Below are 14532 nucleotides of genomic sequence, written 5' to 3'. Positions count from 1 at the left end.
GTTGCGGGGTGACTCAAGCGGCGCCGGTGCCCCGGCTGCCGCCCCGTGTTCACTGCAACAGGGCGTCCACTGCCACGCGGAAGCGGCTCTGCGCACCGGTCGAGTCCGGCGCCTGGTGCAACTGCCGGACTGCCCGCGCCAGGCGTGCGGCGCCGACGAACCCACAGCTGGCCTGCAACCGGTGCAGCTGCCCACGCAGAGCCTGCACGTCGTCCTCGCGCAGGGCCTGGGCCACTGCATCGCGCACGCCGGGCAACTCGGCCAGGAACAGTTCGCGCAGGGCGATGAGGTGGTGGCGCTGTCCATTCAGCGCGGCCAGGGCGGTGGTTTCGTCCCAATCCTGGCGCAGGCCGTCGGCGTCGTCCGCTTCCGGGCCGAGCGGCGCCGACAGGCTGCCCGCGGTATGCACCAGGGCGCGGCGGACGGCTTTGAGCAGGTGCTCGCGGCTCAGCGGCTTGACCAGGGTCTCGCTGAAACCGGCATCGCGCAGGCGTGAGTGGATCGAGGTGTCGCCGTCGGCGGTATGCGCCAGTGCCGGGGTATCCGGACGCGAGCGGCGCAGCTCCTGCAGCAGTTGGGTGCCATTGCCGTCGGGCAGGTTCACATCGATCAGCCACAGATCGTGTTGGCTGCCGCGGGCGCGGTCCATGGCCGTGGCCAGTGAATCGGCGGTATCGACCTGGGCCGGCAGGGTTTCCAGCGCGGCCTTGAAGAAGCCGCGGCTGATGGTGTCATCCTCGACGAGCAGGAATCGGGGTATGGGATCCCTCGGGGTCATCTGCATTTGGGCTGCCTCCATGTCAGCTGCGCCCATCTTAAACGTGAAGTGGCCCGCCGCAAGCCTCCCGGCTGCATAGCGGCTCAGCTTGCAGTTGGTATCTGCGACAATACGCACCCTTTTTGCCCGCAGCCTGTTGCCACGTGGCCCGAACCCGCTCCCGCCTCGACCGAACCCCCTTCCAGACCGACATCCTCGACCTCAGCCATGACGGCCGTGGCGTTGCCCGCCGCGACGGCGAGGGTGGCAAGGTCACCTTCATCACCGGCGCGCTGCCGGGTGAGGTGGTGACCGCCGAGCCGACCGCGCGCAATCGCCATTTCGATGAAGCCCGGACCATCGAGGTCGTACAGGCCTCGCCGCAGCGGGTGACCCCGCGCTGCCCGCATTTCGGCGTCTGCGCCGGCTGTGTGCTGCAGCACCTGGAAGAGTCGCAGCAGATCGTGGCCAAGCAGCGCGTGCTGATCGACAACCTGACCCGGATCGGCCACGTCACGCCGGGCACTGTGCTGCCGCCCCTGGTCGGCGACAGCTGGGGTTACCGCCGCAAGGGCCGCTTCTCGGTGCGCCGCGTGGAGAAGAAGGACAAGACCCTGGTCGGTTTCCGCGAGCTGGATCCGCGCTTCGTCGCGGACCTGAGCCAGTGCCTGACCGTCATCCCGGAAATCGGCATGAAGGTCGGCGTGCTGTCCGCGTTCATCGAGACGCTCGATGGCAAACGCGATATCCCCCAGATCGAATTCATCGCCGGGGATGACGCGATCGTCCTGACCATCCGCCATATGCAGCCGCTCAGCGACGCTGACCGCGCCGCATGGACCGCTTTCGGGCAGGAACATGGTTTTGCGATCTCGCTGCAGCCCGGCGGCGTGGAGTCGGTGCACCCGCTGTGGCCGGCCGAGGTGCCGCTGTCGTTCAAGCTGGCACCGTGGGATGTCGAACTGGCGTTCCGCCCGCTGGATTTCATCCAGGTCAACGCCAAGCTCAACGTGCAGATGATCGCCCACGCACTGGCGCTGCTCGATGCCGGCCCGGACGAGCGCGTGCTGGATCTGTTCTGCGGGCTGGGCAACTTCACCCTGCCGCTGGCGCGCACCGTGCGCAACGTGGTGGGTGTGGAAGGCGATGCCGGCCTGGTGGCGCGTGCGAAAGAGAACGCCGTGCGCAACGGGCTGGACAATGCCGAGTTCTACGCAGCGGACCTGACCCAGGACCAGCGCCAGACCCCGTGGATGCGCCAGGGCTTCGACAAGCTGCTGCTGGATCCGCCGCGCTCGGGCGCCATCGAAGTGCTGCAGCAGCTGCCGCTCAAGCAGTTCAAGCGGATCGTCTACGTGAGCTGCCATCCCGGCTCGCTGGCGCGCGACGCCGGCTACCTGGTCAACGAGCAGGGCTTCACTCTGGTCTCGGCCGGCGCGATGGACATGTTCCCGCATACCGCACACGTGGAAAGCATCGCGGTGTTCGAAAAGCGCTGACGGCGTTCGCCCTCAGCGGGCGTCCTCCGGCCCGGCGTTCTGCCACTGGCCTTGTGCATCGAACACATAGGTCTGCGGGTCGGTGCCGCGCTCGGTGTCGTCCCCCGCGGTGACATCGCAGCGGATCTCGGGCGACTGCGTGCTGCGCAGTTCGCAGTCGTCGACCGCAAGAATCTGCAGGCGCTGCTGGAAGGCGCGCAGTGCGTCGCGGGCGGCGGCATCGTCGATGGATGCGGCACGATGATCGAGCTGTTCGATGAGCAGTTCGCGGACCCGCTCGCGCGGGGGGACCGGCGCATCGACATCGGCCCGCTGCATCGCCCAGCCCATGCCCTGCGGAACGAAGCGCAGCATCCGGTAGCGGTTCTTGAGCCCGATCTCCATGCCGATCAGGCACTCGTAGGCGCCGGTGACCGTCGTGCTGGCAAAGCACGGGCCATGCTCGAACCCGCGCGGGGTGAACATCGACTGCAGCAGCAGATCCTGCGCGGAGGCGGCCGGCTTCTTCTCGGCCTCGATCATGGCCATGATCGCCGCGTCGATCTGCGCAGGCGTGGGCGGCGTCGCGGCGAACCCGGGCAGTGGCAGCAGGGTCAGCAACAGGGTGGGGAAGAGCGGCTTCATCGGGCGTCCTTGCAGGGCAGCCAGCCAGTATAGGAGCAGGCCGTGGCCGCATGATCGTGATCGCCGCATACTGTGCGCATGGGCATTGAAATCGAACGTAAATACCGCGTCACCGGTGAGGGTTGGCGCACGGCCGCGCACGCGGTGATCCCGATGGCGCAGGGCTATCTCAACGACACCGCCGCACTGGACAGCGGCGCACAGAAAGCTTCGGTGCGCGTGCGGATCCAGGGCGAGCAGGCCTTCCTCAACATGAAGTCACGCGAGATCGGGCACACCCGGCAGGAGTTCGATTACCCGATCCCGGTGGACGATGCACGCGCGCTGCTGGCGCTGTGTGTCGGCGGGCTGATCGACAAGCGTCGGCATCTGGTCGAGCACCAGGGGCTGCTCTGGGAAGTGGACGAGTTCCTCGGCGAGAACGCCGGGCTGGTGGTGGCCGAAGTCGAGCTCGAGCATGCCGATCAGGCGATCACGCTGCCCGATTGGGCCGGCGCTGAAGTCACCGACGAGGTCCGTTATTACAATCTGGCGCTGGCCGCGCGTCCGTTTTCACGCTGGTCCAGCGCGGAACGCGGCTGACCGCCAGACCTTGTAAACGCCCCGCAGCACCCACAATCTGGCGAGATGAAAATCGATATCTGGTCGGATGTGGTGTGCCCCTGGTGTTGGATCGGCAAGCACCGGTTCCAGCAGGGCCTGGCGCTGTTGGGTGATGACGCCCCCGAGGTGGAGGTGCACTGGCACCCCTTCCTGCTGGATCCCGACGCCGGCACAACCCCGGTACCGCTGCGCGAGGCATATGCGGCCAAGTTCGGCAGTGCCGAGCGCACCGAGCAGATCCTGACCCAGACCCAGACCGCGGCGCGCGCCGAAGGCCTGCCGATGGATTTCGACCAGGGCCAGGTCCGGGTCACCACGCTGCCGGCGCATCGCCTGATGTGGCTGGCCGAGCGTGAAGGAGACCAGGCGGCGGTCGGCGAGGCGCTGTTCCGCGCGCATTTTGCGCAGGGCCGCAACCTGGCCGAGCCGCAGACCCTGATCGATGCCGGCGCTGCCGGTGGCCTCAGCGCCGAACGGGTCACCACACTGCTGGCCGGCGACGAAGGGCTGGCGGAGATCCAGGCCCAACTGGCGCAGGCGCAGCGGTTTGGCATTCAGTCGGTGCCCACCTTTGTGATCGACGATACGTACGCCATCCAGGGCGCCCAGCCGCCGGAGGCCTTCGCCCAGGCGCTGCGCCAGATCGCGGCGGAAACCCCACCGGCAGGGGCTGCCGGGCAGGGCGCTGGCTGCGGCCCGGACGGCTGCGAGGTCTGACGCTGCGCGCGGGTTCTGCGACAATGCGGCAGTGCGCCATGGTGGCGCCCCGTATTGGAGACCCCCCATGCTCGTGATCGGCGTTGCCGGGACCGAACTCACCGCCCAGGAACGCGAGTGGCTGCAGCACGACGCCGTGGCCGGCGTGATCCTGTTCAAGCGCAATTTCGCCTCGCGCAAGCAGGTGGCCGAGTTGTCGGCGGCCATCCGCGCCGCTGCGCCGCGCCCGCAGCTGATCTGCGTGGACCAGGAAGGCGGGCGCGTGCAGCGCTTCCGTGACGGTTACAGCGCGCTGCCGCCGCTGCAGGGTTTCGATGCCCTGTACGCCACCGATCCCGAGGCTGCGCTGGCATTGGCCGAACAGCATGCCTGGCTGATGGCCAGCGAAGTGCGCGCCAGCGGCGTGGATCTCAGCTTCGCCCCGGTGGTCGATCTGGGCCGTGGCAACCTGGCCATCGGCGATCGCGCGTTCAGCGCGGACCCACAGGTCGTGGCTGCGTTCACCGCTGCCTATGTGCGCGGCATGCACAGCGTCGGCATGGCGGCCACGCTCAAGCATTTCCCCGGGCACGGCACCGTGCTGGAAGACACCCATTTCCACGATGCCAGCGACCCGCGTTCGCTCGATGAACTACGCGCACTGGACCTGATCCCGTTCGCGGCCGGCATCACTGCCGGCGCCGATGCGGTGATGATGGCCCACGTGGTCTACCCGCAGGTCGCGCCGGAACCGGCCGGCTACTCGCCACGCTGGATCCAGCAGATCCTGCGCGAGGAGATGGGCTTCCGAGGTGTGGTCTTCTCCGATGATATCGGCATGGCCGCCTCGTTCTCGGCCGGTGGCGTCAAGGCGCGCGTGGATGCGCATCTGGATGCCGGCTGCGACGTGGTGCTGGTCTGCCACCCCGAACTGGTGGAAGAATCACTGCGCGCGGTCGAAGGCCGCACCCTCAACACCGCTGCGCTGCTCGGCCTGATCGGTCGCGGCGCGCTGGGCTGGGACGGCCTGCTGGCCGATTCCCGCCATGGCACCACCCAATCCCGTTTGCTTGACACCCTTGGAAGAACCGTCTGATGCCCAACCTCACCATTTCCCAGGCCCTGGCCCAGGCCGACCTGCTGGTCGACCGTCCCACCATCGACAAGGCCATCGCTGGCATCGCCGACGCCATCGCGCGCGATTACAAGGGCGAGGTCCCGCTGTTCCTGTCGATCATGCACGGCGCACTGCCGTTCGCCGGCCAGCTTGCGCTGGAACTGGGCGCACGCGGCCAGGACGTGCAGTTCGATTATCTGCACGCCACCCGCTACCGCGGTGAAACCACCGGCGGCGATCTGGTATGGAAGCACAAGCCGGCCACCGCGCTGTTCGGGCGCCGCGTGCTGCTGGTCGATGACATCCTCGATGAGGGCTACACGCTGCAGGGCGTGCGCACCTGGTGCCTGGAGCAGGGTGCCACCGATGTGCGCATCGCCGCGCTGACGGTCAAGCTGCACGACCGCGCGCTGCCGGACGTCAAGGCCGACTACGCCGGCATCGACCTGCCGGACCGCTATGTGTTCGGGTTCGGCATGGACGTCAACGAGACGCTGCGCTGCGTGCCGGCCATCTACGCGATGAAGGAATGATGGAACACATTTCTCTTGCCGTCATCGGCGGCACCGGCGTCTACACGCTGGCCCAGCTCGATGACGTGAGCAGCCACCAGATCGAGACCCGGTACGGCACGCCGTCCGGTCCGATCCGCGTCGGCACGCTGCTGGGCCAGCGCGTGGCCTTCCTGGCGCGCCACGGTGAAGGCCACTCGCTGCCGCCGCACAAGATCAACTACCGCGCCAACCTCGCCGCGCTCCAGCAGATCGGTGCGCAGCGCGTGCTCGCGCTCAATACGGTTGGCGGCATCACCGAACAGTTCGGCCCGCGCGTGCTGGCTTGCCCGGACCAGTTGATCGATTACACCTGGGGCCGCATCTCCACCCTGTGCGAAGAGCCGGGTACCGAGGTGCTGCACGTGGACTTCGGCCATCCGTACACCCCGATGCTGCGCAGCAAGGTGCTGGCCGCGGCGAAAGTGACCGGCGTGCGCCTGCAGGACGGTGGCTGCTACGGCGCCACCCAGGGTCCGCGGCTGGAAACCAATGCGGAAATCGCGCGCATGCGCCGCGATGGCTGCGATCTGGTCGGCATGACCGGCATGCCCGAAGCGAGCCTGGCGCGTGAGCTTGGCCTTGACTATGCGTGCCTGGCGATTGTGGCCAACTGGGCCGCCGGCTGTGGCGATGGCGATGAAATCACGATGGCTGAAGTGCTGGCCAATGTGGAGGCTGCCTCCTCCGGTCTGCCCGAATTGATCGGTGAATTGGCACGGGGGTGATTGTCATTACCGTACAAGGTTTGCATACTCCGCCAGTGCGCTGGTTGAGCGTACACCACCCATTCATAGAAGAAGGTCTCGCATTACCATGCCGAACGGTACCGTCAAGTGGTTCAACGACGCCAAGGGATTTGGCTTTATCTCGCCGGAGGACGGCAGCGCCGACGTCTTCGCGCACTTCTCCGCGATCAACTCCAAGGGCTTCCGCAGTCTGCAGGAAGGCCAGAAGGTCACCTATGACGTGACCCAGGGCCCGAAGGGCGCCCAAGCCTCGAACATCGTGCCGGCTGAGTGATTCTTTCAGCTGCGCATTGAAAACCCCGCTTCGGCGGGGTTTTTTTTTCATCAGTGAGTACGCGCATGTCTCCACCTCGCACCATCGCCATCGTCGGCTACGGCACCGCCGGGCAGGCGTTGTCGATCCTGCTTTCACGCGATCATCACGATGTGCACGTGTTCGAGCGTGCCGCAACCCCGGGACCCGTCGGTGCAGGCTTCCTGCTCCAGCCCAGCGGTCTGGACGTGCTCTGGCAGATGGGGCTGCTGCCCGCGGTGCTCCGTCACGGCGCTGCCGTGCGCCGCCTGTACGGCGAGACGCCGTGCGGACGCGCGGTGATGGATATGCGGTACGTCCATCTGGATGCCGCACTGCACGGCGTGGGCATGCAGCGCGGCGCGTTGTTCTCGCTGCTGGCAGCTGCGTGGGAACAGCCGGGCAACCTGCAGGCCGGTACCGCCATCGTCGAGGTGGACACCGCGCAGGGGCGCGTGCGTGATGCGGACGGGCGCTGGCACGGGCCGTACGATCTGGTGATTGCTGCCGATGGTGCCGCCTCCTCGCTGCGCGCGCAGGTGCAGGGCACCACGCTGGACCGCGAATACCCGTGGGGCGCGCTGTGGTGCCTGCTGCCGCGCGGCGACTGGCCGCACGTGGATGAACTGCGGCAACGCTATGTGGCCGCGCGCAAGATGATCGGGCTGCTGCCGGTTGGGACTCGGCCGGGCAACGATGCGCCGCAGCTGAGTTTCTTCTGGAGCCTGCCGCGTGACCGCTTCGCACAGTGGGAGCGTGACGGCATGGCCCGCTGGCTCGACGAGATCGCCACGCTGTGGCCGCAGGCGCACGAGCGCCTCGCCGGCGTGACCGAACCGGGTCAACTGGCCCGCGCCGGGTACCGTGACGCCGTGCTCTCGCGCTGGCATCGCGGGCGGCTGGTGCTGGTCGGCGATGCGGCGCACGCGATGAGTCCACAGCTGGGGCAGGGCGTGAACATGGCGCTGATGGACGCGCTGGCGTTGCGTGACGCACTGCGCGCGCACGCCGATGCCGAGGTCGCGCTGCGCGCCTACCAGGTGCAGCGGCGCGCCCACGTGGCGATCTACCAGTACTGGAGTCGATGGCTGACGCCCTTGTTCCAGTCCGAACGCGATGGACTGGCGCGCGCACGCGATGTGCTGTTCCAACCCATGGGCCGCGTGCCGGGTGGGCGCGGGCATATGCTCCGCGTGCTCAGCGGAACCCAACGTGGCTGGCTGGGCAGACTGCCGTTGTCGCCCGCTTTCGTGCAGGCGATGCATGCCGCGCGAGCGACGGATGGCATCCGCTGATACCCCTGCGTATCGGTGCGCGCACGCCGATGTGAAGGCGTGAATAACATTCATTGACGGTGGACTCACCGCTGGCATGGGACAACACCCTGGCAAACGCAGCGCTCGCGCTTGTCCATGCGCGCCCTGCTGACACCGCCCATGCGCGTCCGATTCCTGATCGCTTGGAGGCCCGCGACGGCGGGGTGGTACGGTGATGCTGCGTTTGCGACCTACGGTCCGGTGGACCGATCGCAACCCAAGGAGATTGAAATGCTGTTCTCGGCCGAAACTCTGGAAAGTGAAATCCGCAAACTGCGCGGACTACTGCAGATGCTGCATGAGGATCAGCCGGACGTGATGGAAGACGTGTTCGAGTTCCATGTGACCAGCCTCATCACGCACGCCGCGCCGGAGCACCATCCGCGCATCCGTGCCGCCGCCCATGACATGCTGACCGCGATCCAACGGCAACCCGTACGGCCCAATCCGAACGCACCGGATATCCGGTTGATGCCGGACCTGTTGGCTTCGGCTGCCTGATCCAGGCAAGGTAGTTGGGGCCACTGACGTCGCGCGCTGCCCGAATCAGCGCGCCGGCAACGCGATGGCCTGGTCTTCGACACAGGCCACCAGCTGCTCGCCGGCACCGAGCACCGGTGCGATGCCGGCGGTGAATCCGGAAAACGCCGGCAGGATCGTCATTCCCTCGCGCATCCAGAACGACGGCCACCGCCGCTGCATGCCGGGCAGGCGCGCCAGCGGGTGCAGATGGCCGCACAGCACATGCAGGCCCGGCTGGCGCTGCGGTGCATGGCGCAGCAGGAAGGGCCCCTCCTGCACACGCTCGCCGAGCAGTTCGATGCCCAGGTCGGCCTTGGGCAACACCCGGTCGTGATTGCCTTCCAGCGCGCCGATCCACAGGTGAGGATGCTGCTCGCGCCATCCCTGCCACTGCCGGTACCACGCCGCGCGATGCGCCGCGCCATGCAGCACATCCCCGAGAATCCACAGATGGCGCACGTCGTGGTGCTGCACCATCGCGCCCAGCCGCTGCAGGTCATCGGACGTACCGCCGCTGGGCAGGCCGATGCCCGACCGCCGGAACAGGTCCGCTTTGCCCAGATGCAGGTCAGCGATCAACAGCGCGTTGCGCGCCGGCCAATGCAGCGCACGCGCGCCGAGCAGGTGGACGGCTTCGCCGGCGAGGGTGATCGGCAGTTCAGGCGCCATGGCGCTTCTCCAGTTGCTGTGCAGCGCGCAGGACGCGGGTCTTCCAGTCTTCGTTGCTGAGTTGGCCGCGCAGCCGCTCGGCCCAGAGGGGGAAGGACAGTGGGCCCAGGCTGGCCGGATGCTGCAGGCTCAGCGTCCGCGCCTGGCAGAGGGTGAGGGCGCGGGCCAGACGCTCAATATCGAGTTGATCGTGCAGCACTTCGTGTTCGGCCAGCGTCAGCAGGATGTGATCCGGATCATGTTGGCGCAGGACGTCGAACAGCAATCCGCTGGAGGCCTGCAGCTGACGCAGGCTGCGCGGTGTCCGCCCCGGCAGCGCGGGTACCAGCATGCCGGAGACGCGCGCGATGTCGCGGAACTGGCGTCGGGCAAGCTCGCCCAGATTGAGGCTCTCGCGCAGATCCGCAAGCAGTCCCTGTGGTTCCAGCAACGCGCGCACGCGTGCCGCATCGATCTCAACCGCACGTGCCGGGGCGAGTACGAAACCGTAATCGTTGGCCGCGTAGCCGAACGTATTGGTCTGCAGGCGCGTCCAGCGCATCGCCATCAACGCGGCCAGCCCTTCATTGACCTGACGGCCGGCGAAGGGATACACGAACACGAACTGGCCTTCGCGCCGGCGGACATGCTCCACCAGCAGCAGCTCAGGCCCAGGCAGGGCCGACAGGCGCATCTGCAGCGCCAACAGCGGCGCCAGCCACTGCATCTCCGGGCTCTCGGGCGGGTGGGCCAGCACTGTTTCCATTTCATGCCCTAGCGCGTCCGACAGCGGCAACCGACCGCCCTGCCAACGCGGCACCACCCCATCGCCGCCGCGTGCCACGCGCACGTAGGCGGTCAGGTTCTCCAGCCGCACCAGTTCCAGCAGGCGGCCGGCGAACTGGAAGCGATCACCGGGCCGCAGCCGGCTGAGGAACTGTTCTTCCACCGCACCCAGCCGGCCGCCGCGCAGGAACTGCACCATGACACTGCCATCGCTGGTGATGGTGCCGATCGACAACCGGTGCCGCAGCGCGACGCGACGGTCGTGCACGCGGTAAATGCCATCGTCATCGCGCACGACCTTGTGGAAATCCGGGTACTGCGACAGCGCGCGGCCGCCCTGCACGATGAACTCCAGCACGCCCTCCCAGTGCGCGCGATCCAGACCGGCGAACGCGTGTGTGCGCCGCACCTGCTCGAACAGCACGTCCGGATCGAAGCCGCCGCCGAGTGCGAAGCTCACCGCATGCTGCGCCAACACATCCAGCGACAAGCGCAGCGGCCGGCGTGCTTCGATGTGGCCGTGGGCCAGCGCGCGCCGCGCAGCCGCGTATTCCACCAGCTCCAGCGCGTGCGAGGGGACACACACGATGTGCCCGGATTCGCCGGGACGATGCCTGGCGCGCCCCGCGCGCTGCAGCAACCGTGCGATACCCTTGGGGCTGCCGATCTGCAGCACCTGGTCGACACTGGGAAAATCCACACCCAGATCCAGGCTGGAAGTGGCGACCACGCAGCGCAGGCGGCCCTCGCGCAGGCCTTCTTCGGCCGCGCGGCGCAACGCCGGGTCGAGCGAGCCGTGATGCAGGGCGAGTGTGGCCGGGTCTTCCGGCCACACCGCCGACAGCGCCTGATGCCAGAGCTCGGCGTGCGCACGGGTGTTGGTGAACAGCAGGCTGGTACGCACCGTCAGCAGTTTTTCGAGCACGCGCTGCAACTGCGACAGACCCAGGTGGCCTGCCCACGGGAAGCGCTCGCCCTGCGCGGGCAGCAGCGTCTCCACACTGACCGGGCGCGGCCGCGCGCCGGCCACCAGCGGGGCATCGGGCACATCGGGCAACAGCACCTCGCGCGCTTCGTCCAGATTGCCCAGCGTCGCTGACAGTCCCCACACCTGCAGCGCGGGCAGGGCATCGCGCAGGCGGCGCAGATTCAACTGCAGCAGCACGCCGCGCTTGTTGCCGAGCAGTTCGTGCCACTCGTCCACCACCACGCAGCGCAGGTGCTGCAGGCGCGCCATCGTGTCGGGATAGCTCAGCAGCAGCGCCAATGATTCAGGCGTGGTCACCAGCACATCCAGCCGCCCTTCTCGCGCCAGGCGCTTGTCGCGCGCGCTGGCATCGCCGGTACGCAGGCCCACCTGCCAGTCCAACCCGAGGGCATCCAGTGGCTCACGCAGCGCGCGCGCGGTGTCGGCGGCCAGTGCGCGCAGCGGGGTGATCCACAGCACCTGCAGGACGGGTACGGGGGTCTTCGCGCGGCCGCGGGTGGTTCGGGGGGGCGGGTTGTTGAGCGCCTGCAGCAACGGGCCACCGAACATGGCCAGCGTCTTGCCGCTGCCGGTCGGTGTGTGCAGCAGGCCGGACGCGCCGGCCAGGTAATGCCGCCACATCGCTTTCTGGAAGGGCAGTGGCGCCCAGCCCCGGCTGGCGAACCACGCCGTCAGCCGGGCCATGGCCTCGCGTCGGGTCACCGCGCCAGTGCCTGCAGCTGGGCCAGGGTGTCGGCCTCGCTGGCGGGTTTGTCATGCCGCCAGCGCAGGATGCGCGGGAAGCGTACGGCGATGCCGGACTTGTGCCGCTTGCTGCGGTTCACCGCTTCGAAGCCGAGCTCGAACACCTGCTCGCCACGCACGCTGCGTACCGGCCCGAAGCGCTCGATCGTGTTCGCGCGGATCCAGCGGTCCAGCGCCAGGATTTCCTTGTCGTCCAGGCCCGAGTACGCCTTGGCCACCGGCACCAGCGTCTCGCCGTCCCACACCCCGAAGGTGTAATCGGTGTAGAGCGTGCTGCGCCGGCCGTGGCCGGACTGCGCGTAGATCATCACCGCATCGATGGTCAGCGGGGCGATCTTCCATTTCCACCAGTCGCCGCGCCGGCGCCCGGCCTGGTAGACCGAGTCGCCGCGTTTGAGCATCAGCCCTTCCACACCGCGCTCGCGGGCCAGATCGCGCTGCGCGGCCGCCGCGCTCCAATCCGCCACGCGGACCGCCGGCGACAGCATCAGGCGCGGGTCCGCCAGCGTGGCGAGCACCTCGGCCAAGCGCGCACGCCGTTGCGAGAGAGGCAAGGCGCGCAGGTCGTCACCGTCCAGTTCGAGCAGATCGTAGGCGAGCACGCGCACCGGCGTATCGCGCAGCGTCTTGGGGCCAGGTTTGAGGCGCTGGATGCGCGTCTGCAGCGCGGTGAAGGGCAGCGGTAGATCATCGCCGTCGGCCCAGGCCAGCAGTTCGCCATCGATCACGCAGCCATCGGGCAGCGCCATCGCCGCCGCTTCAATCTCCGGGAAGCGCCCATCCAGACGTTCTTCGCCGCGCGACCACAGCGCGACCTCGCCCTGGCGGCGCAGCACCTGCAGGCGGATGCCATCCCATTTCCATTCCAGCAGCCAGTCCTCGATCGGCCCGAGCGTGTCGACCTCCGCCTCCAGCGGTGAGGCCAGGAAGAACGGGTAGGGCTGCTGGCGATCTTCCGGCCGCTCTTCCGGTGACAGCAGCGCCGCCAGCAGCCCGGGCGTGGGCACCCAGCTGCCGAGCATGCGCTGGGCGATGCGCGCGATATCAAGGCCCGACCATTCGGCCAGTGCCTGCTGCACCAGCCGCTGCGATACCCCCACGCGCAGCGCGCCGGTCAGCAGCTTGTTGAACACCAGCCGCTCGTCGAAGGCAAGGTGTTGCCAGGCCTGCGTGACCGCGGCGTGGCGCACCGGCTCGGGTTGATTGGCGACCGGCAGCAGCTTCTGCTCGATCCAGTCGGCGAGCGCGATATCCGCCCCGGCCTGCACCGGGTCGTCCATCAGCAGGGTGAGGGTCTCGGCCAGATCGCCGACCTGGTCATAGCTGTCGTCCACCAGCCACGCCGGTGTGTCGGACATCTCGGCGACCCACGCGCGCAGTTCGGCGTTGCCGGCGATCTTCTGCCGCGCACTGGTGACCTTGCCACCGGCCAGCAGGAACAGGGCCCATGCCGCGTCGTGCGGTGGCGCCTGCTGGAAGTAGCGCACCAGCGCGGCGCGCTTGTCGCCGGTAGCGGTGCTGCGGTCGAGTTCGCTGTAAAGCGCGGCGAAGCGTTTCATTCTTCGTCCCCGTAGCCGGTGGCGAACGCTTCGGCGGCGACACCCCGCTCGCGCAGGAACCGGATCAGCGCATCGGTATTGCCGTGGGTGGCGATCACGCGTCGCGCGCCGGTTTCGGCGATGGTGCGCAGCAGGTCGGGCCAGTCGGCGTGATCGGAGACCACAAAGCCGCGATCGTAGTTGCGCCGGCGGCGGTTGCCACGCACCCGCATCCAGCCGGAGGCGAAGCCCAGCTGCGCACGCTTGAAGCGGCGCATCCACGCGCTTCCGGCGGCCGAGGGCGGGGCAAGAATCAGCTTGCCGGCGAACTCGGCACCGCGCGCCTGCTCGCTGACCGGCTCGGTGGCCAGCATCGCAATGCCGGCCTCGCGGTAGACCGCCACGCCGGTGGCGATCGCGCCATGCAGCAGCGCAGGCTGGTCATCCAGTGGCAGCAGTTCGGCCAGGATCCGCTGCGCCTTGCCGAGCGCGTAGCAGAGCAGTACGGCCGCCTCGCCACGTGCTTCGCATTCGCGCCGCCAGGCCACGATGTCGGCGGCCACCTGCGCGGTGTCCGGCCAGCGGTAGACCGGCAGGCCGAAGGTCGCTTCGGTGATGAAGGTGTCGCAGGGCACCACCTCGAACGGATCGCAGCTCGGATCGGGCTGGCGCTTGTAGTCGCCCGAGGCCACCCATACCCGTCCCGCGTGCGCGATCCGCACCTGGGCCGAGCCCAGCACATGCCCGGCCGAATGCAGCGAGACCTCGGTGTCGCCCAAGGGGAAGCGCTCGCCGTACGCGTGCGCGGTGCAGTCCACATCGCCCAGGCGCCAGCGCAGGATCGGCAGGGTCTGCGTGGTGCAGTGGTAATGGCCCATGCCGTTGCGCGCGTGATCGCCATGGCCGTGCGTGATCACCGCACGCGGCACCGGCCGCCACGGGTCGATGTGGAAATCACCGGCCGGGCAGTACAGCCCCTCGGGCCGGAGCACCACCAGGTCTTCGTTGTCGGCATCGGTGTTCATGTCTGCACTGTGCCGCCGCGCTCGTGCAGGAGGTGAGAATCCGCATGAACGGCGGCCTGCAGGGGGATGCGGCAGAA

The 14532-nt window shown here is 68.3% G+C and carries 15 protein-coding genes; 9 read left to right on the top strand and 6 right to left on the bottom strand.

Features of this window, described 5'->3' with window-relative positions; genetic code table 11:
• Nucleotides 1–49: 49 nt before the first annotated feature.
• Nucleotides 50–784 carry an Hpt domain-containing response regulator gene (locus tag BCL79_RS06225; protein ID WP_121038745.1) on the bottom strand — a complete coding sequence of 245 codons (735 nt, stop codon included), beginning with the start codon at nt 782–784 and terminating at the stop codon, nt 50–52.
• A gap of 137 nt (nt 785–921) precedes the next feature.
• Between BCL79_RS06225 and rlmD the strand changes: the two genes are divergently transcribed.
• Nucleotides 922–2256, top strand: a complete 1335-nt coding sequence (gene rlmD / locus BCL79_RS06220; protein WP_121038742.1) for a 23S rRNA (uracil(1939)-C(5))-methyltransferase RlmD — start codon at nt 922–924, stop codon at nt 2254–2256.
• A 12-nt stretch (nt 2257–2268) separates the two neighbouring features.
• Here the strand turns inward: rlmD and BCL79_RS06215 are convergent, their stop codons facing one another.
• Nucleotides 2269–2880 carry a hypothetical protein gene (locus tag BCL79_RS06215; protein ID WP_121038739.1) on the bottom strand — a complete coding sequence of 204 codons (612 nt, stop codon included), beginning with the start codon at nt 2878–2880 and terminating at the stop codon, nt 2269–2271.
• 78 nt (nt 2881–2958) lie between these two features.
• Between BCL79_RS06215 and BCL79_RS06210 the strand changes: the two genes are divergently transcribed.
• The 8 genes from BCL79_RS06210 (at nt 2959) to BCL79_RS06175 (ending at nt 8705) form a co-directional block, all read left to right on the top strand.
• Nucleotides 2959–3462: a CYTH domain-containing protein gene (locus BCL79_RS06210; RefSeq protein WP_121038736.1), complete on the top strand. Its 504-nt coding sequence runs from the start codon at nt 2959–2961 to the stop codon at nt 3460–3462.
• A 45-nt stretch (nt 3463–3507) separates the two neighbouring features.
• Entirely contained in the window at nt 3508–4200 is a 693-nt protein-coding gene (locus tag BCL79_RS06205; protein ID WP_121038733.1) for a DsbA family oxidoreductase, read from the top strand.
• A 67-nt stretch (nt 4201–4267) separates the two neighbouring features.
• Entirely contained in the window at nt 4268–5275 is a 1008-nt protein-coding gene (nagZ, locus tag BCL79_RS06200) for a beta-N-acetylhexosaminidase (RefSeq protein WP_121038730.1), read from the top strand.
• Nucleotides 5275–5829, top strand: coding sequence for a hypoxanthine-guanine phosphoribosyltransferase (locus BCL79_RS06195; protein ID WP_019183441.1), 555 nt, complete (start codon nt 5275–5277; stop codon nt 5827–5829). Before nagZ ends, BCL79_RS06195 begins: the two co-directional genes overlap by 1 nt.
• A complete protein-coding gene (locus BCL79_RS06190; RefSeq protein ID WP_121038727.1) occupies nt 5829–6575 on the top strand; it encodes an S-methyl-5'-thioinosine phosphorylase in 747 nt (248 codons plus the stop codon). The genes BCL79_RS06195 and BCL79_RS06190 overlap by 1 nt, the downstream gene beginning before the upstream one ends.
• Nucleotides 6576–6663: 88 nt before the next feature.
• On the top strand, nt 6664–6870 hold the full coding sequence (gene cspE, locus BCL79_RS06185; RefSeq protein WP_019183439.1) for a transcription antiterminator/RNA stability regulator CspE: 207 nt from the start codon (nt 6664–6666) through the stop codon (nt 6868–6870).
• A 65-nt stretch (nt 6871–6935) separates the two neighbouring features.
• A complete protein-coding gene (locus BCL79_RS06180; protein ID WP_121038724.1) occupies nt 6936–8183 on the top strand; it encodes an FAD-dependent oxidoreductase in 1248 nt (415 codons plus the stop codon).
• Between the two features lie 117 nt (nt 8184–8300).
• Entirely contained in the window at nt 8301–8705 is a 405-nt protein-coding gene (locus BCL79_RS06175; RefSeq protein WP_259462112.1) for a hypothetical protein, read from the top strand.
• Nucleotides 8706–8750: 45 nt separating this feature from the next.
• Here the strand turns inward: BCL79_RS06175 and pdeM are convergent, their stop codons facing one another.
• The 4 genes from pdeM to BCL79_RS06155 are packed head-to-tail and all read right to left on the bottom strand — an operon-like array spanning nt 8751 to nt 14455.
• Nucleotides 8751–9395 carry a ligase-associated DNA damage response endonuclease PdeM gene (gene pdeM, locus BCL79_RS06170; protein ID WP_121038718.1) on the bottom strand — a complete coding sequence of 215 codons (645 nt, stop codon included), beginning with the start codon at nt 9393–9395 and terminating at the stop codon, nt 8751–8753.
• Complete coding sequence (locus BCL79_RS06165) at nt 9385–11832, bottom strand: ligase-associated DNA damage response DEXH box helicase (protein ID WP_121038715.1); 2448 nt, start codon at nt 11830–11832, stop codon at nt 9385–9387. The genes pdeM and BCL79_RS06165 overlap by 11 nt, the downstream gene beginning before the upstream one ends.
• 14 nt (nt 11833–11846) lie before the next feature.
• Nucleotides 11847–13451: an ATP-dependent DNA ligase gene (locus tag BCL79_RS06160; RefSeq protein ID WP_121038712.1), complete on the bottom strand. Its 1605-nt coding sequence runs from the start codon at nt 13449–13451 to the stop codon at nt 11847–11849.
• On the bottom strand, nt 13448–14455 hold the full coding sequence (locus BCL79_RS06155) for a ligase-associated DNA damage response exonuclease (RefSeq protein ID WP_121038709.1): 1008 nt from the start codon (nt 14453–14455) through the stop codon (nt 13448–13450). Before BCL79_RS06155 ends, BCL79_RS06160 begins: the two co-directional genes overlap by 4 nt.
• Nucleotides 14456–14532: the final 77 nt, after the last annotated feature.

The organism is Stenotrophomonas rhizophila (assembly GCF_003651185.1).
GTDB classification, from domain to species: domain Bacteria; phylum Pseudomonadota; class Gammaproteobacteria; order Xanthomonadales; family Xanthomonadaceae; genus Stenotrophomonas; species Stenotrophomonas maltophilia_Z.
Note: the sequence above shows the minus strand (reverse complement) of the source record. Positions and strands in the feature narration are given on the sequence as shown.